This is a genomic window from Phyllobacterium sp. T2-21 (assembly GCF_055378485.1).
Map to the genome: position 1 here is coordinate 163,990 of NZ_AP027915.1, position 24,307 is coordinate 188,296.

General features: G+C 59.6%; 22 protein-coding genes. 4 read left to right on the forward strand and 18 right to left on the reverse strand.

Annotated features, from left to right (window positions below):
* Nucleotides 1-4 precede the first annotated feature (4 nt).
* From ACZ5FP_RS22895 to ACZ5FP_RS22915, 5 genes are all read right to left on the reverse strand, one after another.
* Nucleotides 5-1,786, reverse strand: a complete 1,782-nt coding sequence (locus ACZ5FP_RS22895) for a gamma-glutamyltransferase family protein (protein ID WP_464664768.1) — start codon at nt 1,784-1,786, stop codon at nt 5-7.
* Nucleotides 1,787-1,805: 19 nt separating this feature from the next.
* Nucleotides 1,806-2,675 (reverse strand): ABC transporter permease, encoded by an 870-nt coding sequence (locus ACZ5FP_RS22900; RefSeq protein WP_464664849.1) that lies wholly within the window; start codon nt 2,673-2,675, stop codon nt 1,806-1,808.
* Nucleotides 2,676-2,677: 2 nt separating this feature from the next.
* Nucleotides 2,678-3,625, reverse strand: a complete 948-nt coding sequence (locus ACZ5FP_RS22905) for an ABC transporter permease (protein ID WP_464664769.1) — start codon at nt 3,623-3,625, stop codon at nt 2,678-2,680.
* 72 nt (nt 3,626-3,697) lie between these two features.
* Nucleotides 3,698-5,203, reverse strand: coding sequence for an ABC transporter substrate-binding protein (locus tag ACZ5FP_RS22910; RefSeq protein ID WP_464664770.1), 1,506 nt, complete (start codon nt 5,201-5,203; stop codon nt 3,698-3,700).
* Between the two features lie 108 nt (nt 5,204-5,311).
* The gene (locus ACZ5FP_RS22915; protein ID WP_464664771.1) at nt 5,312-6,034 is read right to left on the reverse strand and encodes a FadR/GntR family transcriptional regulator; all 723 of its coding nucleotides are present in this window, start codon (nt 6,032-6,034) and stop codon (nt 5,312-5,314) included.
* A 259-nt stretch (nt 6,035-6,293) separates the two neighbouring features.
* Between ACZ5FP_RS22915 and ACZ5FP_RS22920 the strand changes: the two genes are divergently transcribed.
* Nucleotides 6,294-6,560, forward strand: coding sequence for a HigA family addiction module antitoxin (locus ACZ5FP_RS22920; protein WP_223614676.1), 267 nt, complete (start codon nt 6,294-6,296; stop codon nt 6,558-6,560).
* A 16-nt stretch (nt 6,561-6,576) separates the two neighbouring features.
* Here ACZ5FP_RS22920 and ACZ5FP_RS22925 read toward each other — a convergent pair whose 3' ends face one another.
* The 9 genes from ACZ5FP_RS22925 to ACZ5FP_RS22965 all read right to left on the reverse strand — a co-directional run bounded on the left by ACZ5FP_RS22925 (nt 6,577) and on the right by ACZ5FP_RS22965 (nt 16,452).
* Nucleotides 6,577-7,266: a nitroreductase family protein gene (locus tag ACZ5FP_RS22925; RefSeq protein ID WP_464664772.1), complete on the reverse strand. Its 690-nt coding sequence runs from the start codon at nt 7,264-7,266 to the stop codon at nt 6,577-6,579.
* A gap of 88 nt (nt 7,267-7,354) precedes the next feature.
* Nucleotides 7,355-8,017: a GntR family transcriptional regulator gene (locus ACZ5FP_RS22930; protein WP_464664773.1), complete on the reverse strand. Its 663-nt coding sequence runs from the start codon at nt 8,015-8,017 to the stop codon at nt 7,355-7,357.
* Between the two features lie 66 nt (nt 8,018-8,083).
* Nucleotides 8,084-8,713 carry a DedA family protein gene (locus tag ACZ5FP_RS22935; RefSeq protein ID WP_464664774.1) on the reverse strand — a complete coding sequence of 210 codons (630 nt, stop codon included), beginning with the start codon at nt 8,711-8,713 and terminating at the stop codon, nt 8,084-8,086.
* A gap of 182 nt (nt 8,714-8,895) precedes the next feature.
* Nucleotides 8,896-10,347: a M20 family metallopeptidase gene (locus ACZ5FP_RS22940; protein WP_464664775.1), complete on the reverse strand. Its 1,452-nt coding sequence runs from the start codon at nt 10,345-10,347 to the stop codon at nt 8,896-8,898.
* A 57-nt stretch (nt 10,348-10,404) separates the two neighbouring features.
* On the reverse strand, nt 10,405-11,949 hold the full coding sequence (locus tag ACZ5FP_RS22945; protein ID WP_464664776.1) for an ABC transporter substrate-binding protein: 1,545 nt from the start codon (nt 11,947-11,949) through the stop codon (nt 10,405-10,407).
* Nucleotides 11,950-11,971: 22 nt separating this feature from the next.
* Entirely contained in the window at nt 11,972-13,603 is a 1,632-nt protein-coding gene (locus ACZ5FP_RS22950; protein ID WP_464664777.1) for an ABC transporter ATP-binding protein, read from the reverse strand.
* A complete protein-coding gene (locus ACZ5FP_RS22955) occupies nt 13,600-14,418 on the reverse strand; it encodes an ABC transporter permease (protein WP_464664778.1) in 819 nt (272 codons plus the stop codon). Before ACZ5FP_RS22955 ends, ACZ5FP_RS22950 begins: the two co-directional genes overlap by 4 nt.
* Nucleotides 14,415-15,359: an ABC transporter permease gene (locus tag ACZ5FP_RS22960; protein WP_464664779.1), complete on the reverse strand. Its 945-nt coding sequence runs from the start codon at nt 15,357-15,359 to the stop codon at nt 14,415-14,417. The genes ACZ5FP_RS22955 and ACZ5FP_RS22960 overlap by 4 nt, the downstream gene beginning before the upstream one ends.
* A 184-nt stretch (nt 15,360-15,543) precedes the next feature.
* Nucleotides 15,544-16,452 (reverse strand): LysR family transcriptional regulator, encoded by a 909-nt coding sequence (locus ACZ5FP_RS22965; RefSeq protein WP_288192119.1) that lies wholly within the window; start codon nt 16,450-16,452, stop codon nt 15,544-15,546.
* A gap of 301 nt (nt 16,453-16,753) precedes the next feature.
* Here ACZ5FP_RS22965 and ACZ5FP_RS22970 point away from each other — a divergent pair, with 301 nt between their 5' ends.
* Both ACZ5FP_RS22970 and ACZ5FP_RS22975 read left to right on the forward strand, forming a co-directional pair.
* The gene (locus ACZ5FP_RS22970) at nt 16,754-17,272 is read left to right on the forward strand and encodes a DUF992 domain-containing protein (RefSeq protein ID WP_223614686.1); all 519 of its coding nucleotides are present in this window, start codon (nt 16,754-16,756) and stop codon (nt 17,270-17,272) included.
* 260 nt (nt 17,273-17,532) lie between these two features.
* On the forward strand, nt 17,533-19,833 hold the full coding sequence (locus tag ACZ5FP_RS22975; RefSeq protein WP_464664780.1) for an FdhF/YdeP family oxidoreductase: 2,301 nt from the start codon (nt 17,533-17,535) through the stop codon (nt 19,831-19,833).
* 22 nt (nt 19,834-19,855) lie between these two features.
* Here the strand turns inward: ACZ5FP_RS22975 and ACZ5FP_RS22980 are convergent, their stop codons facing one another.
* From ACZ5FP_RS22980 to ACZ5FP_RS22995, 4 genes are read right to left on the reverse strand one after another with little or no spacing between them, the layout of a single operon-like run.
* Nucleotides 19,856-20,791: an alpha/beta hydrolase gene (locus ACZ5FP_RS22980; protein ID WP_464664850.1), complete on the reverse strand. Its 936-nt coding sequence runs from the start codon at nt 20,789-20,791 to the stop codon at nt 19,856-19,858.
* A gap of 19 nt (nt 20,792-20,810) precedes the next feature.
* Entirely contained in the window at nt 20,811-21,347 is a 537-nt protein-coding gene (locus ACZ5FP_RS22985) for a DUF1003 domain-containing protein (protein ID WP_464664781.1), read from the reverse strand.
* A gap of 18 nt (nt 21,348-21,365) precedes the next feature.
* Entirely contained in the window at nt 21,366-22,757 is a 1,392-nt protein-coding gene (locus ACZ5FP_RS22990; protein WP_464664782.1) for a sensor histidine kinase, read from the reverse strand.
* Nucleotides 22,744-23,409, reverse strand: a complete 666-nt coding sequence (locus ACZ5FP_RS22995) for a response regulator transcription factor (RefSeq protein ID WP_464664783.1) — start codon at nt 23,407-23,409, stop codon at nt 22,744-22,746. The genes ACZ5FP_RS22990 and ACZ5FP_RS22995 overlap by 14 nt, the downstream gene beginning before the upstream one ends.
* Nucleotides 23,410-23,524: 115 nt before the next feature.
* Here ACZ5FP_RS22995 and ACZ5FP_RS23000 point away from each other — a divergent pair, with 115 nt between their 5' ends.
* Entirely contained in the window at nt 23,525-24,301 is a 777-nt protein-coding gene (locus ACZ5FP_RS23000; RefSeq protein WP_105733316.1) for an ABC transporter ATP-binding protein, read from the forward strand.
* Nucleotides 24,302-24,307 lie beyond the last annotated feature (6 nt).

The window sequence follows — 24,307 nt, forward strand, 5'->3', positions numbered from 1 at the left end:
CCTGTCAGCGTCCCGCCGCATAGGCCTGCATCAGGCGCGGGGTGGCAGCGGCACGCAACAGCCCGTCCGCTTCGCGTTTCGCCGCGGTCAGGCGGCCCACGGTCCATGGGTCTGCGGGGGTGATCAGGTGGCCCTTCTGCTTGAGTGCGTTCAACGCATCCGTTCCGATACTGGTCTCGATGGTGATGTTTCCAAGCTCGCTCGTGCGCGGATAGAAGGAGCTTGGGAAATGCGCCGTGTGGAACAGCGGCTGGTCGATTGCTTCCTGCAGGTTGAGGCCGTGATGGATGTGGCGCAGGAAGAACGGCAGCTGCCATTGGTCCTGCTGGTCGCCGCCGGGGGTGCCGAAGGCCATGGCCGGCCGTCCTTCGAAAAGGGCGATGGTGGGGGTAAGCGTCGTGCGGGGCCGCTTGCCGGGCGCAAGCGATGTCGGCAGGCCCTCCCGCAGCCAGAACATCTGCGCGCGCGAGTTGAGACAGAAGCCGAGACCGGGAATGATGGGCGAGGATTGCAGCCAGCCGCCGGACGGCGTGACGGAGACCAGATTGCCCTCGCGGTCGATCACGTCGATATGGACCGTATCCCCGCGCTTTTCCGACAGGTGCGCCATGGTCGGCTCATAGACAACGCCGCCGCCCATGCCTTTCAACATATGCATGGTCAGGTCATACTGCGCGTCAAAGCCGGGTATCCTGCCGGGTTGAAGCGTGCGGGAGGCTTCTCCCGTGATCAGCTTGCGGCGCTCATCCGTATAGGCATCAGACAGGAGATGGTCTATCGGCACGTCGGCATGCTTTGGATCGCCGTAGTAGACCTCCCGGTCCGCATAGGCGAGTTTCATCACCTCGACCACCGTGTGGACGAACTCCGCGCCATTTGGGTCCATGGCCGCAATGTCAAAGCCTTTCAGCAGCGCAAGCGATTGCAGCAGGGCGGGTCCCTGGCCCCATGGGCCTGTCTTGGCAACGGTCCAGCCGTGGTAATCGTAGGTTTGCGGTGCTTCGATCGTTGCGTGCCAGTTCGCCATATCGTCAGCGGTCAGGACTCCCCTGTGGCGACTGCCGCTGGCATCCATGACTTCGGCGCTGTGCAGATAGTCTGCAATATGCTCGGCAACGAAGCCGCGATAAAACGCATCGCGCGCTGCCTCGATCTGGCTTTCGCGCTCCTTCCTACTTTCCGCTTCGGCAATGATGCGTTTCCAGGTTGCTGCAAGAACGGGGTTCCTGAAATTGGCGTGCGGCGCCGGTGCCGTGCCGCCCGGCAGCCATGTGGCGAAGGAGGTCGGCCACTCCTTGCGGAAGAATTCGCCCAAACCGCTGATGGTCGCGGCGACACGCGGCAGAACCGGATGACCATTCTCGGCGTAGTAGATCGCCGGTTCCAGCACGTCCCGTACCGACATCGTGCCATAGTCGCGCAGCATCAGCATCCAGCCATCGAATGCGCCGGGTATGACGGTGGCCAGCAGGCCATCGCCGGGGATCAGGTCCAGACCTTCACGCTTGTAATGGTCGATTGTCGCGCCTGCCGGCGCCGGTCCCTGTGCGCAGATGACTTCGACCTTGTTCTTCTTCTTTGAGTAGAAGACTGCCGGCATGTCACCGCCTGCGCCGTTCAGATGCGGCTCCACCACCTGCAGAACCATGCCTGTCGCCACGGCTGCATCAAACGCGTTGCCCCCCTTTTCCAGAATGCTCATACCAACGGCGGTGGCGATCCAGTGGGTCGATGTCACAACGCCAAAGGTTCCAAGAATCTCGGGCCGGGTGGTGAAACGGGTCATTGCATTGTCCTTTCAGATATTATGCTTCGCGCGGATCGAGGGCGTCGCGCAGGCCGTCGCCAAGAAGATTGAAACCGATAACAACGAGAAAGATAGCGGCACCCGGCCACATGGCCATCCAGGGTGCCTGGGAGAGGAAGTTCTTGGCGACATTGAGCATCGAACCCCAGCTGGGCGCGGGGGGCTGCTGCCCAAGTCCGAGGAAGGACAGGCTGGCCTCGGCAATGATGGCGGTCGCGATGGTCAGGCTCGCCTGTACGAGCAGCGGCGAGAATACGTTTGGCAGGATGTAGCGGGTGATGATCCGGTAGTACCCGAGCCCAACGGAGCGCGCCCCTTCCACATAGTCTTCGGTTTTCACGGTCAGCACCTGTCCGCGGGTCAGCCGGACAAAAAGCGGCATGGCGGAAAATCCGATGGCGATCATCGCATTGCCAAGGCTTGGTCCGAGAAAGGCGGCCAGCGCAATGGCCGTGATGAGGAACGGCATGGCAAGGAATGCCTCGGTGATGCGCGAAATGATGATGTCGATCCAGCCGCCGAAATAACCGGATATCAGCCCGAGCGGCACACCGACTGCAACGGCGATGCCCACGGAGAATACACCGGCCATCAGCGAGGCGCGGGCGCCCCAGATCATGCGCGAAAGAATGTCCCGGCCGATATCGTCGGTTCCCAGCCAGTGTGCGGCGGAGGGAGCCTTGCGGATGGCCGACCAGCTGGTGGCGACGGGATCCGCTATGGGCAAGAGTGGCGCCGTGACGGCGAGGACCAGGAAAACGCTGATAATCAGAAGCCCGGCGAGGGCGCTCCTGTTCGCCTTCAGTTTCTTCCATGCACGGTTGCCTGAACGGCTTTGCTGGGGCGCTGCCGGTATTGCCTGCTGCATCGTCATAGCGTGGCCCTCATTCTCGGGTTGAGCAGGATGGAAAGCACGTCGGCGACGAGATTCATCAGGATGAAGCCAGCCCCGGTACACAGGACAACGCCCTGGACAACCGCGTAATCCCGGTTGAAAACCGCATCGACGATCAGTTTGCCGAAACCGGGAATGGTAAAGATCTGTTCCGTCAGCACGGCGCCCGCCAGCAGCTCACCAAAGAGAAGCGCGGTCATGGTGATGATGGGAAGAAGCGCATTGCGGAAGGTGTGCCTCAGGATAACGGATCGTTCGGAAACGCCCTTGGCCCGGGCCGTGCGGATGTAATCGGCACTCAGGACCGTCAGCATGGACGACCGGGTGTGGCGCATGAGAGTTGCTGCCAGTGCCAGCCCGAGAACGAAGGCCGGCATGATCATTGTCTGCAGCGACCGCAGCGGGTCCTTGAAGAACGGTTCGTAACCCGATGCGGGAAGCCAGCCCAGTTTCACCGACACGAGCAGGATGAGCATGATGCCCATCCAGAAATTGGGTACGGACAGGCCGGAGAGCGCGACGACATTGGCGATGTAGTCGACGGCAGTATTCTTCCTGACCGCCGCTATTATTCCGATGGGCACGCCGATGGCCAAGGCGAACGTCATGGCCATGACGGCCAGTTGGATGGTCACCGGCAGCTTTTCGGCAATCAGGGAAAGAACAGGCTGGTTGGTCCGCAGGGATATGCCGAAATCGCCCCTGAGGGCGGAGCCGACCCAATAGAAATACTGGACGATGACTGGGTCGTTCAGGCGGTATTTGGCGCGCAGGAGTTCAAGCACCTGCGGATCGCGTTCTTCACCGGCCATGGCCAGGATCGGGTCGCCCGGCAGCAGCTTTTGCAGCGAAAATGCAAAGATCGATATGATGATCAGTGTCGGTATGGCCAGCAGAAGCCGCTTTCCGATGTAGGTATACATGGGCTGAAAATCCTGACGCATCGCCTGGCGGCGAAGCTGCAGAACATTGCAGCTTCGCTTCAAGCCGTTTCGTTAGCTCTTCTTGACGCCCTGCAGGCGGATCATGCCATCAGGGGAGGGGACAAAGCCTGTGACGTTCTTCTTGAGAGCCCAGATCCATGCCTGATGACCAAGATAGATGATGGGCAGATCGTCATTGAGAATCCGCGCCGCCGCATCGTATTTCTGCTTGCGCGCGGCGTTATCCGTGGAACTGCGGGCCGCGTTGAGAAGGGTGTCCACTTCAGGATTGCAGTACTTGGCATCATTGATGGCACCCTTGCAGGTGACAAACTCGCGCAGATTGCCATCGGGATCAACACGTCCGGACCAATCGGCATGGCCAAACTGGAATTTTCCGGCTGGTAGTTCCGACTGGAGCGTTGCGAACTCCGTTGCCTTCAGTTTGACGTTAAACCCGGCCTCCGCAACCATCGATTGGATGACCTGCATTCTCTGCATGGTCACCGGATTGTTCGGGGTTGCAAATTCTATGTCGAGCGTTGCAAACCCAGCCTCTTTCATCAGGGCCTTGGCCTTTTCGACATCCCGGGCCGGTACAGGAATGTCCTTGTCATACCAGGGGCTGTTGGGCGGGAAGGGCTGGTTGCCGGCAACCGACGTGCCTTCATAAACAACCTGATTGACAGCTTCGCGGTCAATGGCGAGCGAGAAGGCCTGCCGCAGCCGCTTGTCCTTGCCGAACGGATTGTCGGCGAGCGGCCCATTGCCCACATTGGCGATCATGGCCAGATATCCGACACCGATCGCATCGGCATAGGTGAGTTTCGAGTCCGCTTTCACCGCCGCAGCGTCCGTGGCGGCGAGCCGTTCCAGCATATCGAGATCGCCGGACTGCAGATTGGCGAGACGTACGGTCGAGTCCGGGATCGGCAGGAACGTCACTTTGTCGATAAAGACGTTGGCCGCATTCCAGTAGTGCGGAAATTTTTCGAGCACGATGCGGTCCTGCTGCACGCGCTCGACAAACTTGAAGGGACCGGAACAGACCGGTTTGCTGCCGAGGTTTGCCCCCAGTTCCGCCGCGGCTTTTGGCGAAACCATCATGCCGCTGCGATCCGACAGCTGGGCAAGCAGGGATGCATCAGGGCTTTTGAGGGTGAATTTGACCTGATAGTCGCCCGTTGCCTCAACATTCTTCACGGAAGACAATTCGCTCTTGCGGCGGGATTCCGGCAATGTCTGCGAGCGCTGGATATTGGCGACGACAGCAGCGGCATTGAACGGCGTCTCGTCGTGGAAAACCACGTCCTTGCGCAGGTTCATGGTCAATTCGGAACCGTCATCCGACCATTTCCAGTCCGTCGCCAGCTGCGGCACGATCTCGAGTGTCGGGCTGACATCGACCAGCTTGTCGCACAGGGCCGTATAGACGATACGGCCGACGAAGGTGCGCGACTGTGCCGGGTCGAGGACATCGGCATCGTCCTGAAGGCCGATACGCAATTCGCTGGCACCCGCAGGCACAGCAATGAGAATACCGGCTAGCAGGCTTGCAAGAAGTCTGGTCTTTTGCATTGAAGTTCTCCTCTTTTCATCAGAGCGGTCAAATCCGCTTGTTTGTTCCGTGTTGATGGCCGGTTATCTTCCGGTCCTTATCGCGATGGTGGTCTGTGCTTGCGGCACTTATCCGGGCTGTTTCGTTTCAAATCCGTCCAGCGATGTCAGGCGGATCAGCCATTCCTGCAGCATCAGCAAGTGCTGGCGCATGGCTTCGCCCGCCCTCAGCGGGTCGCGGGATTCGATCGCATCGATGATGGCTGAGTGGTGGTCAAAGGATGTCACCGCGGCGTTGTTGCCGCTGCGCGCGCGCTCACGGATGATCTGCCAGGCTTCATCCTGGCGCACCCGGTTGACCACATCGAAGATGGTCAGAAAAAACTGGTTGCCGGCACTCTGGGCAATTTGCCGATGCAGCGATCCATCCCACAGCTCATGCGAGTCGGCATCCTGGCTTTCGCGCGATTTCAGCGCCAGTTCACGCATGCGGTCGATGTCGGTTTTCTTGGCCCGCATGGCCGCGAGCTGTGCCAGCTGCGGTTCTATCCTCAAGCGGACCTCCATGATTTCCATGAAGTTCGTGCCGGCGATGATGGTGTCGACATGCTCGCCCCAGCTATCAGGTTCGCGCCCGGCAAATGTGCCATGACCCTGCCTGCGCCATATCCGGCCTTCAGCCTCCAGCACTTCCAGTGCCCGCCGGACCGAGCGGCGGCTGACGCCGAGTGATTCCGACAGCGCGCGTTCGGTTGGCAATTTGCCGTCTTTTCCGAATTCGTCGGATGCGAGAAGCCGGCGCAACCGGTCAAGCGCGTAGTTCGAGTTTTCCTGGGACTGGTTGCTTGCCATACGGTATTGGTCCGGACCAATTGTGATATTGGTTCAGTCGACGGTATTTTTCCGATGACGTCAAGATGGTATTTTGAGCATTTATGTTTCTGCTCAAATTGTGGGCATGTACGTAAGGGCTAACCCCTTGGAATCAGACGTGTTGCGGCTGAAACTTTTGTTCACAACTTGCCACTTTGAAGCCATGTTTTTTACATCGGTCTGACATGAGGCACTGGTAGGAATTCTTCACCGAAGCGAAACGGAATCGGTGACGAAAATGCGCGCCACAACTGATCAATGGAATCCGCACTGGGCCGTCCATCCCGGCGAGCATCTGGCGGCCTGTATCGGATCGCATGGGCTTTCACGCGAGAGATTCGCCCGGGCCGCGGACATTCCCGTGGAAACCATCGACGCGATCATCGCCGGCCAACACCCCATCACGCTCGACATCGCCGTGCGCATCGAGCGTTCGCTCGGCATCATGCCGGATCTCTGGTTCATTCTGCAGTCAAAATGGCATCGCCAGCAGAAGGCGTCCTAGCCCGATCCGAATGGGATCATAGAAAAGTTGCGATATCCTCCAGCCGCCGTTTTTCCGTCGCATGCGCCGGAATGGTGGCGCCGGGGCTGGGGTAACCTACAACCATCATGATATAGGGTTTGTCCTGTGCGGGACGACCGCAAATCTCGTTCAGGAATCCCATGGGGTTGGGTGTGTGGGTCAGCATGGCCAACCCGGCTTTGTGCAGTGCTGCGATGAGAAAGCCGGTTGCGATGTTGACCGATTCCGGCACGTAATAATTTTTGCGCAATACCCCGTCGGCAGAGCGGCTCTTTCGCTCGCCAAATATGCAGATAAGCCAGGGAGCGTCTTCGAGAAAGGGTTTGCTGCTGTCGGTTCCCAACGGTGCCAGGGCTTCGAGCCATTCTTCACCGGCGCGGCCGGCATAGAAGGCCTGCTCCTCTTCTTCCGCAGCAACGCGAATCTGCCGCTTGATGTCGGGATTGCCGATGACCGCAAAATGCCATGGCTGATGATTGGCACCATTGGGTGCCGTTCCCGCCGCAAGCAGGCAGCTTTCGATGATATCCCGGGGCACTGGCCTTGTATCGAAATCCCGCACGGTATGACGGCGGCGAATTTCCTCGTAGAAATCAAGCGCATTGCGGCGCATGAGGTCGACGGGCAATTCCTGATAGTCCGGCAGGGGAATGGGTTGGTAGGCCGTGGGCTTGGCTTCGCTCATGGTAAAAATCCTCGCATATTGTCCGCTTATATTGTCAGACAATTCTCGCGAAGCAATCCCTCTTCGTGTAGGAGGCTGGCCTTTATTCCTAGTCAGCGGTGAAATGGTCGTCGGTCAGCGACTGTATGAGTGCGCGCGACGCCTCGATATGGTCGAGCATGATGGCCTCGGCGCGCTGCACCTGTCCGTCAAGAACGGCCCTCACCAACGCCTGATGCTGGGCATTGGAATTCAACACCTCCTGGCGGTGAACCAGCATGCGGAACTGCAGCCAGTAGATGGAGTTGTTGAGGCGTCGCAGGGTTTCCGCCAGAAGCGCATTGCCGGCGCGTGTCACGAACAAGCCGTGAAACTCTTGGTTCAGATCCGAGAATCGCTGCATATCGCCGCCGGAAACCGCATCGTCCAGCTGCATCTGCAAGGTCTGGAGTTTTGCCGGTTCTGCCAGGATGACAGGAGCGGCCAAACGAACCGCCAAGACCTCGAGCGCCCCGCGAACCTGAAACAGCTGATCCACGCCCTTGCGCGACAATTGTCTGACCGTGACCCCGCGATTGGGCTCGAAGGCGAGGAGTCCGTCGGAAGCCAGGCGCTGAAAGGCTTCCCGGACCGTCGACCTCGATACACCGAGGCGCTGGGTGAATTCGCTTTCCGTCAGGCGCTGGCCTGGCGCCAGATTGCCTGAGCGGACGCGCGCGGTAATGGCAGTGACCACGGTTTCAACGGTGGAAGCGTGTGCATGGTCACGCATGGTACGATATTGCCCTCATGTCGTTGTCTGTACCGAGCCTGTGCCGGAGCGCATCGGGACCAGATATTAACTTTGGCTGGTGCGGCGCTTTCGGCGAAGGCTGAAAAACAGGATGATCGAGCCCTCGGCAATGAACAAGACGACGGATGCCCAGAAGCCGACATGAATGGGGTCGTAGGGGGTTCCGCGCAGCGCATAGCCAAGGCAAAGAAACGGCGTGTTCCACAGGAACGTGCCGACCGCTGTGGCCAGGGTGAACGCGCGCGGATCCAGCCGCAGAACGCCAGCCGGCAGCGCGAGGTAAATACGGACGGTGGGAATGACCTGTCCGGTCAACGTTACCCAGAAATGATTGCTGCGGTACGAATTGGTCAACCGCTCGTAGAAGGCAGGTTTGAGGAAAACATAGCGGCCGTAACGTGCGACGATAGCCTTTGCTCGCTCCGGCCCGAGCAGCCATCCTAGGGCAAACCAGCCCAATGCCCCGGCAGCGGAGCCGATTGTCGTGACCAGAATCGCCAGACCCAGGCCGCTGCCATCGGGCACTGTCATGCCCAGAAGCATGAAGAGGACATAGGAGGGGATGACCGGGATGAACTTCTCAAGCAATGCCAGAGACCCAAAACCAACGAGACCAAAGCTCAGGAGTGTCGCGATGGTTGCGGGCGCTTCGGCGGCTATATCGGCTGCAGGCATTCAAGTTCACGATCTTTTATGCCGAGGTCGGCGGTGTAGTGTCTTTCCTCCAACACGGGCCTGTGATGGTCCTGTTGCGCCAGAACCTCTACGGCAATTGTAGCATAACTTCCAGAGCAATGTACTGGCGGTGACACGAGGCCACGAAGTGTCCCCGCCAAACAGCCATGGATGGCCGGGTTCTAGGGACGGTCGATCTTCGGCCCGATATGTGCCGGAATCGGGCATTGATAGGGGCGTCCTTCGGTTTTTTCCAGCCACTCCGCTTTAGCCTGGGCCAGAAGGCCGGGATTGAGAATGAGATCAAGGCCGGTCGAAGCCAGGGACTTTGCCGCATGGGCAAAAGCCTTGTGCGCTGCCGGGCTCTTGCCCTGCGCCACCACCTGCCAGGTGTGCGGGGCGGTGCCGATGGCCCATGCGGGTGCCCAGCACTGTGCGGTCGGCGTGACCCAGCTGACGTCGCCGACGTCGGTCGAACCGGCGCGGAAATGCGATTCGCCTTCAAAGTCGCGCAGCCCGAGATGCAGCGGGCTAGAACCGTCGACCTTGCCGTTGAGGAACACGTCCTTCTTGATCTGATAGAGCCGGACGCTGCTTTTGATGGCCTCCGGTGTCAGCGTGTTCTGTATCTCCTGGGCAAAGGTGACATCCTTGTCGTCAAACGGGACCGGACCAAGATCGACCATATTGGCGTGGATTGCACTTTCGAGGGTGATGTTCGGCAGAAGGTTTGTTGCCGCCCGGTCGAACACGATTTCGACCTCCGTATCCGTCATCATCGCCGCGCCTTTGGCGATCCGGTCAACGCGCGCCGCCAGATCAAGCGCCACAGGCAGTTCCGGCGCGCGCACGAGATAGAGCGCTTCGGTGCGGGATTGAACCACGTTGGCGGCTTTCCCGCCGGCGTCCGTGATGGCGTAGTGGACACGGCAATCCTGCGGCATGTGCTCGCGCAGGAAATTGACGCCGACATTCATCAGTTCCAGCGCATCGAGCGCGCTGCGGCCGAGATGGGCGCCATTGGAAGCGTGCGCGGCCACACCCTTGAAACGATAGTAGATCTCCAGCACCGCCAGATTGTTGGTGGAACGCACACCGTTGAACGGCGCAGGGTGCCATGTCAGCGCGGTGTCCACATCATCGAAGGCACCGGCGCGGGCCATGAATGTTTTTCCCGAGCCGCCCTCTTCGCCGGGACAGCCGTAATAGCGGATGGTGCCCGGCAAGTTGTTCTCCGCCAGGTGCTTCGCCAGGGCGACTGCGGCCAGCATCGAGCCGGTACCGAGCAGATTGTGCCCGCATCCATGCCCCGTGCCCCCGGATTTCTCCGGTTGCTCGACGGCGATACCCGCCTTCTGGCTCAATCCGGCAAGGGCGTCGAATTCACCGAGAAAGGCGATGACCGGCTTGCCATGACCGGACTCGCCGATGAAGGCGGTTTCGATATCGGCGATCTCCCGCTCGATGCGAAAGCCGTGCTTCTCCAGCATGGCAATCTGCGTCTGCGCAGACTGGTGTTCCGAAAAACTCAACTCCGCATAGTCCCAGATGGCGTCGCTCATTGCAGCAAATTCAGGCTGCAACCGGTCGACAGTTGCAGCAATGGCTGCAACAGTTTGCTTGGTGGTCATCATGTCTTCCCTTTGGTTGTTCAATGTCCGGGCACGAACGCCCGCAAACAAACCTTCGAATTAATCGTCGAGCGATACTTCCCAAACCCGTGCATTCGACTGCCATACGGGCGTGCCATGCACCTTCTTCGACGCACCCCAGAGATCCATCAGGTCATAGAGAAAAATACCCGGCACATCCTGCAGCATGAGCTCGTGAAACTGGTCGAAGATGGTCTGACGCTTGCCTTGGTCGGCTTCCCGGTAGGCCGCATCCATCAGCGCGATCGCCTTGGCGTTGTCCCACATGAGAGAGGCGTTCTTGTCCTTGTTGCCGACATAGAAACTGTACATCAGCGCGGGATCGAGGCGCGGCGTCACCGACTGCGAGATCACCTGGTAGTTGCCGCTGCGGCGGCGGTCGACCTGGGTGGCGTAATCCAGAACTTCGATCTGCACGTTGAGGCCAACCTGCTGCATCATGGCCTGGGCAACCACGGCGACGGGATAGCTCGGAACATTGCCGCGCTTGTTTGCAATGATCTTGATGACTTCGCCCTTGTAGCCGGATTCGGCGAGCTCTTTCTTGGCCTTTTCAAGATCGGGGGCAATCCGCTTCTTCTGCACGTCGGAATAGTAGATCGAGTCCAGCGACACCATGGAGGCATTCGCAGCGCCGGTGCCGTTGGAAACGGCCCCGACCAGATCGTCGAGATCGAGGGCTGCGGCCATAGCGCGGCGAACGCCTGCTTTGCTCAGCACCGGATCGCGGGTCTGGATGTAGAGAAGGTTCTTGCCGTTGTTGCGCTTCATGATCAGCTGGATCGCACCATTGTCCTTCAGTTCGGGGACGAGATCGGCGGGCACTTCCGCCGCATCCAGCGCGCCTGACAGCAGGCCTGCCTTGACCGTGGATGCATCGGGAACCGCCGTGAATTTTACGCCGTCCACCAGGGGGCGCTTGGAACCAACCATGCCATCCGGCTTGCCGTCGTTCGGCGGTGATACATACTGGTCGAACTTTGCCAGACGGACATATTCGCCGCGCTTCCATTCACCCCACTTGAACGGCCCCGTGCCGATGGGAGCGACGAAACTGCCGTCGGCCGCCACCGACTTCGGGCTGATGATGCCGGTGTAGCCGCATTCCGGCCGTGCCATCAGGCCGAGGAACACCGCCGAAGGCGATGCGATCTTCATGGCGACGGTATGGGCGTCGACGGCCTCGATGCCGGTGACCTTGACGGTTCGGCTGCCGTCGAAATCGGCGCGGCAGGTCCACTTGGTGTCCTCTGCCATATAGCGGTTCCAGTTCCACACGACATCGGCGGCGGTCAGCGGGTCGCCATTGTGGAACTTTACATTGTCGCGCAACGGGAATGTATAGGTCAGACCGTCCGCCGACACATTGACGGATTGGGCGAGAAGCGGCTTCACATCGCCGTTCTCCGTATAGCCCACCAGCCCTTCCACCAGATGAAATATGACGGAGTCGGTGTTGCCGTCGCGGTTGACGCCGGGGACGTTGCTGCGAATATCCGAGCTTTGCGCGACATTGATGTCACGGGCCTGAGCAAGGCCGCCGGCCGTCATCAGGATTGTTCCTGCGAGAAGTATCTTTTTCATGTTCCACTCTTTTTCCATAGGTTCAGGCGTCCAGCCGCCATTTGAGTTTGACGCCGCCATTGTCGTTGAGATCCAGTGCGGGAATGGCTGAAAGCAGTTTGCGCGTATAGGCTTCCCTCGGGGTATCGAAGATTGTGTTCCTGTCGCCCTGCTCGATGATCCGGCCATCCTGCATGACGATCACCCGGTCGGCGATCTGCTCGACAACGCCGAGATCGTGGCTGATGAACAGGCAGGAAAAGCCATAACGCCTCTGCAGGTTTGAAAAGAGCTCGAGAACCTGCGCGCGCACCGTCACGTCCAGGGCCGATACCGGTTCGTCGGCGATGAGGAATTTGGGTCGGCGCGCGATCGCCCGGGCGATGGCAACGCGCTGGCGCTGACCGCCGGAGAGCTGGTGCGGATAGCGATCGGCAAAGGCCTTGCCGAGGCCGACCTCTTCGAGTGTTTCGGCAGCACGCTGCTTTTTTTCCGCCGCTGTCAGGTCGGGAATAAGTCGCAACGCTTCCTCGACAAGTGCCATGATGGTCATGCGCGGGTCGAGCGACGAATAGGGATCCTGAAAAACCATCTGGCAGTTCATGCGGTAGTTGAACCAGTCGTTGTCACGGCGCTTGCCGTGGAACAGGATCTCGCCGCTGGTTTCCTTGACCAGTCCGGCGATGGTGCGGCCGAGCGTGGTCTTCCCCGAGCCCGAGCCGCCGACCAAAGCCACCACCTCGCCCGGATGGATATCGATGCTGATGCCATGAAGGGCGCGTTTGGCAATGCCTTTCTTGAACAGGCTTTTGCGTCCGGCATAATCAACGACGATGTCGCGGGCTGAAACGATCGGGCTGACGCTCGTGTCGATGGCCCGCACGTCGCCGCGGAACGGCAGGGAAGACAGCAGCTTGCGCGTATAGGGATGCTTTGGCCTTGAGAGGATTTCTTCCGTCGTCCCCTGCTCGACCACCACACCCCGTTCCATCACGACAAAACGATGGGTGTAGCGGGCAACCATCGGCAGATCGTGGCTGATCAGGAGGACGGCGGTCCCTTGCTCCTTGGTCAGCTCCACCATCAGTTCCATGACATCGCGCTGTACGACGGCATCGAGCGCGGTGGTTGGCTCGTCGGCAATCAGCAGGGCCGGTTTCAGGAGCATGACCGAGGCCAGCATGATGCGCTGGCGCATGCCGCCGGAAAATTCGTGCGGATAGGCGGTCAATGCGCCGGCCGGGTCCTTCAGGCCGACACGGGTCAGCATGTGCAGGATGTTGGTCCGGCGCATCTCAGGTGTCTGTTTGGTGTGGAGAATGAGGCCTTCTTCCAACTGGCGGCCAATGGTCATCGATGGATTGAGGGAGGTCATCGGTTCCTGAAAGACGACGCCGATTTCGCCGCCACGCAAACGCCGCAACGTGCGGTCGCTGGTCTGAAGCGTATCCTGACCCTTGTAAACGATCGAACCGCTGGCATGCCGGATGCCCGGCGCAATCAGTCCGATGATCGACCGTGTCGCCAGCGTCTTGCCCGACCCGGATTCACCGACGATACCGACGATCTCTCCGGGGGAGACATCGAAGCTCACATCTTTGACGACGGCGCCGCCATTGTGGATGACTTCGAGTGTCAGCCCGCGAACGCTGAGCAGCGCGTTTTGATTGCTCATTTCAAACCTCTCATGCGGGGATCGAGCTTATCACGCAGGGCATCTCCAAGCAGGTTGATGCCGAGAAGGGTCAGCGCGATGCAAAGGCCGGGGAAGAAGCCGAGCCAGGCTGCCTGTTCGATGAACGGCCGGCCGGCGGCAAGCATGTTGCCCCAGGTGGGTGCGGGTGGCGGAACGCCAAGGCCGAGGAAGCTCAGCGCACTTTCCGAAAGGATCGCCCAGCCGAACATGGATGTCCCCAGAACCGTAATCGGTGCCAGGCAATTGGGCAGGATGTGGCGGAGAATCGTATAGATTTCGCTGTTGCCCATGACCTTGGAGGCTTCGATGAATTCCCGTTCGCGCAGGGAAAGGACGGCACCGCGCACGATACGCGCCATCGACGGGGTATAGGCGATCCCAAGTGCGAAGATGATGCCGTACTGGTTGGCGCCGAAAACCGCGAGCAGTCCGAGGGCGAGAAGAATACCGGGAAAGGCCAGCAGGGCATTGTTGAACGCCATGATGACGCCGTCGACCCAGCCGCGTGCATAACCGCTGATCAGGCCGATAAGGGTGCCGAAGAACACGGCAAAACAGACTGTAGCAAAGCCGATCCAGACACTGGCCTGTGCCCCGACCATTAGCCGGCTCAGGACATCCCGTCCGAACTCGTCGGTGCCGAGAAGATGCGCTGCGCTCGGTGCGGCCAGACGCGCGGAAAAGCTGAGCTTCATCGGATCGAACGGCGTCCAGAGCATGCCGATGGCCGCGCCGATAAAGAGGAGGGTGATGATGGTGCCACCGATCACCCCGTTGAATGTAAGCTTTTTCATTCCGCCACCACCCGTGGATCAAAGAGTGGATAGAGAAGATCCACGACGAGGTTGACCAGAACATAGGCAACCGCAACCAGCAGGAGACAGCCCTGAATGACGGGATAATCGCGCTGGAAAATACTGTCGACGAGCAGGCGGCCGAGGCCCGGTATGGAGAATACGGTTTCGATAACGGCGATGCCGCCGAGCAGATTGCCAAGAATCAGGCCGATCATGGTCCAGGTCGGACCGAAGGCGTTCTTGAAGGCGTGACGCCACAGAACTGCCTGTTCCGACAGGCCCTTGGCGCGGGCATGGGTGATGTAGTCAAGGCGCAAGACTTCCAGCGTGGATGCGCGGGCCATGCGGATGATCACACCCATCTCGTGGATAAAGAGGGTGGCAACCGGCAGGGCCATGTAGATAAGCCCGGCCTTCCAGTCCGTCGTCACCGAGACGTAGCCGAGTACCGGCACCCAGCCGAGTTTCAGCCCGAAGAAAAGCAGCAGCAGCAGTCCGAGCCAGAATGTGGGAATGGACAGGAGAACCGTTGCCGTGCCGACCAGCGCCAGATCGGTGAGGCTGTTCTGTTTCCATGCCGCGATAACACCGGCCGGGACGGCGATCACGCTTGCAATCAGAACCGCCAGAACAACGATTTGCGCGCTGATGAAAAAACGCGAGAGCACGAGGAGCAGGACGGGTTCACCGGTGACGATGGACTTGCCGAAGTCGCCGTTGAACAAATGCCCCACCCAGATCATGAACTGCACCGGAATGCTCTGGTCGAGCCCCAGCGTGGAACGCAAGGCGGCGATCTGCTGCGGTTCGGCAAGATCCCCAAGCATGAGAGCTGCCGGATCGCCCGGGATGAGACGGATAAGGGTGAACACTGCCACTGCCACGATGACAATCGTGGGCACAGCCATCAGCATTCGGCCGAGTATAAATTTGATCACGTGGTTCCCATTCTGCTCTTTTGGCTGCGCGGAAGTTCCTCGCAGTCATCTGGCCATTGTGTGCCGGACTATGAGCATATGTGAAAACCATGCGCAATATTATGAGTAAATGTCATAGTGCTATGCAAGCGGGTACTTGCTGCGGGATGTCGGGACCATCCATATAGGGCGGAAAGCCATCCGTTCAGTTTTGCGGGCCCTCGACGTTGAGAAGCCTTTGCTTCATCCGTCTGCTGAGCGCTTCGGCAGCGATGGACAGCGGAACGCCAGCCGCCTTGGCAAGGCCGAAACTCTGCGTGAGCGGCGGATCGAAGGGCCGTATGACGATCCTTGTATCCTTGGTCAGGTGCGCGAAGAAGCTGCTGATGATGGCTATCCCAAGCCCATGCGCGGCATAGGAAAAGGCGGAATTGTTGCTGTGCGTTTCAATCTTGACGGTCTGCGTCACACCGGCCTGGCGAAAAATCTCATCGAGTTTCATGCGGGTGGGCCTGTTGCGGCCGGTCAGGATCAACGGAATATTGCGTAAATCTTTGGGTGTGACGATGTCCAGGGCGGCAAGGGGGTGTTCTGCGGGAATGACGCATACCTTTCGGCCGCTCACGACCACCTCAAGCTCGACGCTGGTGCTCTGCTGTCCTTCATAGCGCAGGAAACCGAAATCCACGATGCGCTGTTCGATCAGGCGGGTGATGGCGCCCGACGTGTCGAAGAACGTTTCTATGCGCACCCGCGGAAAATCCCTGTCGAAATCCGCAAGAAGATCCGGGGTAAACTGGTCGGCAAGGCTGTTGGGCAGGGCGATGCGCACCGATTCCGGCCCGACGGCCCCGCTGCGCAGGTCCTGCGCAAGGTTGGTGAAGCGGTCTATTCCGGCAAGGACAAGTTCGGCGTCATAGGCGAGCTTTTCCGCCTCCGGTGTCGGGATCAGCCGGCCTTTGTCCCGTGCAAACAGCTGCATCGACAGGTTGGCCTCGAGCTGCTGCAGCAGGCGGCTGACGCCCGACTGGCTCAGGCCCATCGCCCGCGCCGTTGCAATTGTGGAGCCGGTAACGAGCAGGGTGCGCAGGACTTCGAGCTGCCGGACATTCATTGGGTTCTCACAGATCTCATGGTCGGGGCGATTGTGTCTCGATTCGATGGAATAGGCCGAGCCCCGTCGAAGCTAAACTGTTAATTTTGCGTAAACAATCCGTCACGTGCCTTCAAAATGTCCCATTGGGAGGCGAATTGTGAATGGTCTGTCACTTGCGCATTCCGGCACGCCTTCACATGTGTTGCTTCAGGTATATCGAATGAGATCGCCCTGCGATACCTTCTGTAACCTGTTGCTGAATTTGTGGGCTGGAGGATCGATTGCGGTGCACCGGTCACAATTTGAGAAGGAGAGTATGATGAAGAAGACACTTGCTATGGCACTTGCGACCACGTCGTTGGCAATTGCTGGTGCAACGGTCGCTGTTGCAGCCGATATGCCGGCGACCTATCAGGAGCCAGACGCGCGCAACGGCGTGAGGATCGGCTATCTCACCTGCGATATCGATGGCGGCGTCGGCTACGTGCTTGGTTCGGCCAAGGAAGTCGATTGTGTCTTCCGTTCCACAGTCGGCCGTGAGCGTTCGGATCATTATACCGGCGCGATCAAGAAGCTGGGTGTCGATCTCGGGTTTACAACACGCAGCCGCCTCGTCTGGGCTGTGTTTGCACCGACCGCTGGTTATCACCAGGGTTCGCTGAGCGGCGTTTATCGCGGTGCAACAGCGGAAGCCACACTCGGCGCCGGTATCGGCACGAATGTGCTGTTCGGTGGTACCGCAGGCTCCGTTCACCTGCAGGCAATCAGCGTCACGGGCCAGATCGGTCTGAACGTTGCTGCCACCGGCACGTCGATGACGCTTGCCTCGGCCAACTAAGACCGGCTGGTTTTCCTCGCGCCGCGGTGCGAGGGTTGCATTGGAGTGGGCACCGCCGAACAGGTTTCGGCGGTGCCCATTTCCGTTTGGGGAGCCGCTGAAACCTGCCTCCCGCCGCCCATCATGAAATTCCGGCGCTTTCCGGTTTCGCGCGGGAAAGCGTCGTATCATCGGAAGAACAGCATGCGGCATCGCACTTATCTGCTACAATGACACACGGCCGATCTGTCCATCGTTGACCAGGTTCCAAGGAGTACGACATGCCCAGGAAGAGACCGGAGGGTATTGAACGCTACAATGCACCGGCAGGCGGTTGGGGTGCATTGAAGGCAGTGGCGGAGAGTCTTGCCCGGCAGCAGATTGTTGCCCAGGGAGCGGCGACCCTGCTGAAAGCCAATCAGCCGGATGGGTTTGATTGTCCCGGTTGTGCCTGGCCGGACCCGAAACACACTTCTTCTTTCGAATTCTGCGAAAACGGTGCAAAGGCCGTCACTTGGGAATCGACCGCCAAGCGTATCGGGCCAACCTTCTTTGCATCGCATACGGTTTCAGAATTGTGGAACTGGTCGGATCATGATCTGGAAGATCAGGGCCGTTTGACCGACCCGCTGATTTACGATGCGGCGGCTGACACCTATGTGCCCATTGAGTGGGACAGGGCTTTCGCGCTCATCGGAGCGGAATTGAATGCTTTGCCTGATCCCGATATGGCCGAGTTTTATACCTCCGGCAGAGCCTCGAACGAGGCCGCGTTCCTGTTCCAGCTGTTCGTGAGGGCCTATGGGACCAACAACTTTCCCGACTGCTCGAACATGTGCCACGAGGCGACAAGCGTGGGCCTGCCGCACTCGATCGGCGTTGGCAAGGGAACCGTCACCCTGGAAGATTTTGATCATGCCGATGCCATCTTCAGCTTCGGCCACAATCCCGGCACCAACCATCCGCGCATGATGGCGACCTTACGCGATGTGGCGCGGCGCGGTGCGCCCATCATCGTTTTCAACCCGCTGAAGGAGCGGGCGCTCGAACGCTTTGCCTCGCCGCAAAGCCCGGTCGAAATGGCCACGCTCGGTTCGACGGATATTGCGTCGGCTTATCATCAGGTTCGCATTGGCGGCGACGTCGCTGTGCTCAAGGGCATGATGAAAAGGCTTTTCGAGCTTGACCGGCGCGATCTGGAACGCGGTGGAAAGGGAATCCTCGACCGCGATTTTATTGCCGAACATACGTCAGGCATCGAGGCCCTGAGAGAGGATATCGACGCGACGCGCTGGGAGGACATCGAGATCATGTCGGGCCTTACCCGAAGCGCGATCGAAAGTGCGGGCGATGTCTATGCAAAATCGAAAAATGTCATCCTTTGCTACGGCATGGGCATCACCCAGCACCGGAATGGCACGGCAAACGTTCAGCAGATTGCCAACTTCCTGATGCTGCGCGGCAATATCGGCCGGGAAGGCGCAGGCATATGCCCCTTGCGCGGTCATTCCAACGTGCAGGGCGACCGTACGGTCGGCATTACCGAAATTCCCAATGCCGCCCTCATCGACGGCATGGAGCGGGCGTTCGGTTTCCGGCCATCCGCCGCCAAGGGGCACAATGCCATCGAAGCCATAGAGGCAATCATCGACGGCAGGTCCAAGGCGCTCGTCTGTCTCGGCGGGAATCTGGCTGTCGCCATGTCTGATCCCGATGCAACGTTTGCAGGGATGCGCAAACTTGATCTTGCCGTGCATCTGACGACCAAGTTCAACCGTTCGCATCTGCTGACGGCCAGGACGACCATCGTCCTGCCCGTTCTCGGTCGCACCGACGCCGATGTTCAGGCCACGGGCCGGCAATCCGTGACGGTTGAAGATTCCATGTCGATGGTGCATACCTCGCGCGGCTTTCTCAATCCGCCCAGCGGCGATCTGCGGTCGGAACCCGCTATCATCGCGGGCATGGCAAAGGCGACTTTGGGCGACCGTTACGGCATTGAATGGGACGCCATGATCGCGGATTACAGCCGGATCCGCGACAAGATTGAAGTTGTTTTCCCTGACTTCAAGGATTTCAACGCGCGTATCCGGGAGCCGGGCGGGTTTCGCCTGAGCGTACCCGCCTCGCATCGCGAATGGGAAACACCGAACAAGAAAGCCTGTTTCCTGGTGGCGAAAGGCTTGAGCGAGGATCCGCGTGTTCTGGAAGCCAATGTACTGACGCTGACGACAATCCGCAGCCATGACCAGTACAACACGACGATCTATGGCATGGATGACCGGTATCGTGGCGTGTTCGGGCGGCGGGATGTTATTTTTCTGAATGCCAAGGACCTTGCCGAACGCGGCTTGGCCGATGGTGATACGCTCGATGTTGAAGCAGCGCGCGATCACGCCGATCCTGATGACCGGCCGCGCCGGGTCAAGCGGTTGACTGCGGTGGCCTACAATATTCCCCGCGGCTCTGCCGCAGGATACTATCCCGAACTGAACACGCTGGTGGCCCTGTCCCATTATGACCAGCAGTCGGGAACGCCGTCTTTCAAGTCGATTCCCATCCGGATCACCCGCGCCGCGTGATCGACGGGCAGGGGGCGATACGTCAGCGGCGCGTGGACGCCGCTGAGGCGACAGTTGTCAGCCAGGCAGAAAAATAGTCCGGCCACACGCCGGTCGGCGTATCCTTCTCGCCCATGCCAAAACCGTGACCACCGCTGGCCAGTTGGTGCAGTTCCACGGGTACGCCCGCCCACTTGCAGGCGTCAGCCATGATGCGGGTATTTGCCGGGTCGGAAATGGGGTCATCCTGCGCCTGAACAAGGAACATGGGAGGGCACCCGCTGCGAACATGGGTTTGAACCGACCAGTCCGCACTCCGTTCCGGGCTTGGATGCGTGCCAATCAGGATGCGCCGTGTCGAGGTGTGGTCGTAGGGCGGCTCCAGCGTAATGATGGGGTAGATCAGTGCTGAAAACGACGGCCGGGCAGACAGGCCGTCCGCCGCATCGATCCGCTCATAGGAATGGAAAGCCGAGCGGACGGACGCCATTCCAAGCAGATGCCCGCCGGCAGAAAACCCGAGCAGGCCAAGGCGTTCCGGATCGACTTCGAAGCGGCTGGCGTTCTGACGGATCAAGCGCAAAGCACGTTGCGCATCCTGCAACGGCGCCAGCGGACCGGCATTCCACCCTTCTCCGGGCAGCCTGTAGGTCAGGGTGAAGACGGTAAAGCCCCGGTCGGTCAGCCAGCGGGCTGCCGAAAGAGCCTCCTTCTTCATTTCGATGCGTTTGTAGCCGCCACCCGCCGCTACGAGAACCGCTGCGCCGTTCGGCTTTGCCGGCTGGAAAACCTCCATCGACGGGGCTGCGATATTGCTGACCGCCCCTTTGGCGCTGATAGTGATCGGCCCTGCCGGACCGCCGCCGCCGGGCGGCGTTGCGGGCCAGAGCGGAATGACCGTGTCGGCTGTGCTGGCAAAGAGTTTTGCCGGGTATGCGGCGATACCAAGTGCAGCCAATACCGTTCGACGGGTCACCATCATTTGCTTCCCTGCAAATTCACGTTTGAGCCTTTGGTGCTTGACCCTGGTCGCAAAGCCTCTGGATCGACTCCGTTAAAGCCAGAACTTCCTTGTCCTTGAGAAGATCGATCTTCTGGTGAAGCAGCTCCATCTTCTCGTGCAGCAATTCGATTTCCAGCTCGGCTTTGATGTTGATGCGGTAATCATGCTCGGCTTCTTTCCGGTCAATATCCTGCTGCCGGTTCTGGCTCATCATGATGAAGGGCGCCGCATAGGCCGCCTGAAAAGAGAGCGCAAGATTGAGGAGAATGAACGGGTAGGGGTCCCAATGCTGGATATAGGCGGTGACGTTCAGTATTATCCAGAAGAACAGGATCGTGGACTGGATGATGATGAAACTCCATGAGCCCATCGTCGCAGCCACCTGATCGGCAATTCTCTGGCCGCTGGTCAGCCCGTCGCCTGGTTTTTCCGGCTTGAGACCCCTGTCCCGGCGGCGGACCGTTCGCAAATGATGCAGCAACGCCCGTTCGGTTTCCCAAAGGCCTCTGTGTTCAGTGTCCGTGTGTGTCATCGCGTCGTTCCTTGTGGCTCATGAGGTGACACTGCCTAACAAACGCTGTGCAGGCAACGCCAGTTGCACGCAGAAACCGTTTTCGACGGCGGGGAAGGTGAGTTCCCCGCCATCCGCCTTGGCAACCTCCGCCGCAATCGCCAGACCCAGGCCGGATCCGGGCGCGGGACCGGACCCGACCTCGAAGGGTTCAAGCAGCCGTGCCTGTTCTGCGCTCGAAATGCCGGGACCGTCGTCAATCACGTTGATCCATGCCTTGCTTTCATCGCGGCCCAGCTCCACAGAAAGGCGCGTTGATGCGCCATGGATCAGGGCATTCTGGATCAGATTGGTCAGCGCCTCGCGGATGCTGATCATATCGCCCTGGATATGAAGCTCTGCCGGGCAGGGTAAGAAGGCGATTGTCACTTCCCGTTCCAGTGACAGCGGGACGGCCTGAGCCAGCGTGGTTTTCGCCAATGCATTCAGATCGATCGTTGTGAAGCCAACGGTGCCGGCACGGTGAATGACCATGGCGTGGTCGAGAAGCTGGCCGGTGAGATTGCCGAGCGCGTTCACTTTTGCGCCGAGTTTCTGAATCTGATCCTGCAGTCTCGGGTCGGCATCGTTCGACAGGATTTCTACCTGTGCATTGAGTTCGGCCAAAGGCGTGCGCATCTGATGGGCCGCGTCGGCGATAAAACGCTGCATCAGCGCTATGCGATCGGCAAGCCGGCGCATGAAGTCATCGAGGACGCTGACCAATGCCCGGATTTCATAGGGCGGCGTAACGCGTATGGCGCGCAGATCGTCGGGCTTGCGCGCTGCGATTTCCCGTTCGATACGCGTCAGCGGCTTCAAAGCAATACGCACGGAAATGGCGCCGGCGATCAGGGCAAGAAGACTCATGATCGCGATCATGCCGACAGCCTTGCCGGCAAGATCCCAGGCGAGGGACTCCCGCGCCCGTAAGGTTTGTGCCACGACGATTTCCACCCAGCCAGTGCCGGAGCCGGTATCAATCTGCTTGCCGATCGCCGCAACGCGGACCGGCTGCCCCTGATAGGTGTCGTCGGCAAGGACCACGCCTTTGCGGATGTTTTCCGACGACATTTTCGGCGCGAGATCGCCATAACCGGCGACAACGACGCCGCGCGGATCGGTCACCCGGTAAAAGACCAGATCATAGGCCGACAGGGTCGCAAATGCGGCCGCTGGCGGGTCGAGGGTTACAACCCCACCCTGCATGTAGACGTTTTCCGCAACCTGTATTGTCCCGCCGATCAAAAGCTTGTCATAGGCATCACGCGCGGCAATGCCGGCATATTGCCAGGCGGCAAGAGCAAGGACGATGGCGCCGACACCCAGAATGAGCGCAATGAAGACGATGATCCGGATGTGCAGGGAGTAGCGGATATCATTTGCTTGCAAGTTGATAGCCCAGCCCGCGCGAGGTGCGAATTTCGATTGAAGTATCCGCCAGCTTGCGCCGCAGCCGCGTCACATATTGCTCGACGGCATTGGCGCTCGGTTCCTGGTCGAAGTTGAAAAGCTGCTCCACCAGTTCCTCCTTGGAGACGAAGCGCTTGGGCCGTGCCGCCAGAATCTCAAGGACAATCAACTCACGCCGGGTCAGATCAAGAGGGGTATCGGCAACGCTGGCCGTGCGCCCGGCCCGGTCGATGACGAGGTCCCCGAAGCGCAGGGCATTATCGGACATGCCGGCGCTCCGGCGCAGCAGCGCGCGGGCACGCGCTTCCAGCTCGCGAAAATCGAACGGCTTGGTCAGATAATCGTCAGCACCGAGATCAAGGACGTCGACGCGGTCATCGACCGCCGATCGTGCGGTCAGGACCAGAACGGGCGTCTTGTCCTTGCGGCCGCGCAGCCCTTTGAGAATCTCGAAACCATCGGCGCCAGGCAGCATCATGTCGAGGATGATGAGATCATAATCCTGCACCCGCAGCACTTCGCTGGCGGTCCGGCCATCGGTTTCGCAATCAACGGCATGGCCGATTTTTTCAAAGCGCTGGGCAATCGCCTTGGCGATATCGGGCATGTCTTCCACGACAAGAATGCGCAAATCGTGCCCCCGAAACGTGAGTCAGGTATGTGTCAGTTACCGCAAGTACAGTCGAGGTGGGAGTTTTGTCAACGTTACGGCGTTGTGCAAAAGAGACGACGCATTGGGAGGAAGTATGACTTTGCATCAGTCCTTTGATGCTCGCGGCGCATTATTGAGCGTCGAGGGCGTCACACTGCAATACAAGACGGAGGATGCGCTGGTGACCGCCACGCATCGCGTCGATTTTCAGGTTTTTCAATCCGACCGCTTTGTTCTTCTCGGGCCGTCAGGCTGCGGCAAGTCGACCTTGCTCAAGGCTATCGGCGGCTATCTCACGCCGACCGAAGGGCAGATCACGCTCAAGGGCAAGGAAGTCACCGAACCCGGCCCTGACCGGATGATGGTCTTCCAGGAATTCGACCAGCTTCTGCCGTGGAAGACGGTTGGTGAAAATGTCGTCTTCGCCCTCACCGCCAGCGGGCGTGCAAAGCCGGCAGAGGCACGTGAACGCGCCCGCAGCTACATCGACAAGGTTGGCCTGACCAAATTCATCGACAGCTACCCCCATATGCTGTCGGGCGGCATGAAACAGCGTGTGGCCATCGCGCGCGGCATGGCCATGGAGCCCGATGTGCTTCTGATGGATGAACCCTTCGCTGCGCTCGACGCGCTGACGCGCCGCAAGATGCAGGATGAATTGCTGCAACTCTGGGACGATACGCATTTTACAGTCCTGTTCGTGACCCACTCCATCGAGGAGGCCATCCGCATCGGCACGCGCATTCTGCTCCTTTCACCCCATCCGGGGCAGGTGAAGGCCGAGCTGAACAGCATACCGCCCAGCGAGCTTGGAACCGGTACGCAGGCGGCACTCGAAACCCGCATCAACGACATGTTGTTCGCCAGTTGAGATTGG

Bases quoted from the DNA above. Each gene is read 5' to 3' on its own strand.
- ACZ5FP_RS22895 (WP_464664768.1), bottom strand. From the start codon at position 1,786: ATGACCCGTTTCACCACCCGGCCCGAGATTCTTGGAACCTTTGGCGTT.
- ACZ5FP_RS22900 (WP_464664849.1), bottom strand. From the start codon at position 2,675: ATGCAGCAGGCAATACCGGCAGCGCCCCAGCAAAGCCGTTCAGGCAAC.
- ACZ5FP_RS22905 (WP_464664769.1), bottom strand. From the start codon at position 3,625: ATGTATACCTACATCGGAAAGCGGCTTCTGCTGGCCATACCGACACTG.
- ACZ5FP_RS22910 (WP_464664770.1), bottom strand. From the start codon at position 5,203: ATGCAAAAGACCAGACTTCTTGCAAGCCTGCTAGCCGGTATTCTCATT.
- ACZ5FP_RS22915 (WP_464664771.1), bottom strand. From the start codon at position 6,034: ATGGCAAGCAACCAGTCCCAGGAAAACTCGAACTACGCGCTTGACCGG.
- ACZ5FP_RS22920 (WP_223614676.1), top strand. From the start codon at position 6,294: ATGCGCGCCACAACTGATCAATGGAATCCGCACTGGGCCGTCCATCCC.
- ACZ5FP_RS22925 (WP_464664772.1), bottom strand. From the start codon at position 7,266: ATGAGCGAAGCCAAGCCCACGGCCTACCAACCCATTCCCCTGCCGGAC.
- ACZ5FP_RS22930 (WP_464664773.1), bottom strand. From the start codon at position 8,017: ATGCGTGACCATGCACACGCTTCCACCGTTGAAACCGTGGTCACTGCC.
- ACZ5FP_RS22935 (WP_464664774.1), bottom strand. From the start codon at position 8,713: ATGCCTGCAGCCGATATAGCCGCCGAAGCGCCCGCAACCATCGCGACA.
- ACZ5FP_RS22940 (WP_464664775.1), bottom strand. From the start codon at position 10,347: ATGATGACCACCAAGCAAACTGTTGCAGCCATTGCTGCAACTGTCGAC.
- ACZ5FP_RS22945 (WP_464664776.1), bottom strand. From the start codon at position 11,949: ATGAAAAAGATACTTCTCGCAGGAACAATCCTGATGACGGCCGGCGGC.
- ACZ5FP_RS22950 (WP_464664777.1), bottom strand. From the start codon at position 13,603: ATGAGCAATCAAAACGCGCTGCTCAGCGTTCGCGGGCTGACACTCGAA.
- ACZ5FP_RS22955 (WP_464664778.1), bottom strand. From the start codon at position 14,418: ATGAAAAAGCTTACATTCAACGGGGTGATCGGTGGCACCATCATCACC.
- ACZ5FP_RS22965 (WP_288192119.1), bottom strand. From the start codon at position 16,452: ATGAATGTCCGGCAGCTCGAAGTCCTGCGCACCCTGCTCGTTACCGGC.
- ACZ5FP_RS22970 (WP_223614686.1), top strand. From the start codon at position 16,754: ATGAAGAAGACACTTGCTATGGCACTTGCGACCACGTCGTTGGCAATT.
- ACZ5FP_RS22975 (WP_464664780.1), top strand. From the start codon at position 17,533: ATGCCCAGGAAGAGACCGGAGGGTATTGAACGCTACAATGCACCGGCA.
- ACZ5FP_RS22980 (WP_464664850.1), bottom strand. From the start codon at position 20,791: ATGGTGACCCGTCGAACGGTATTGGCTGCACTTGGTATCGCCGCATAC.
- ACZ5FP_RS22985 (WP_464664781.1), bottom strand. From the start codon at position 21,347: ATGACACACACGGACACTGAACACAGAGGCCTTTGGGAAACCGAACGG.
- ACZ5FP_RS23000 (WP_105733316.1), top strand. From the start codon at position 23,525: ATGACTTTGCATCAGTCCTTTGATGCTCGCGGCGCATTATTGAGCGTC.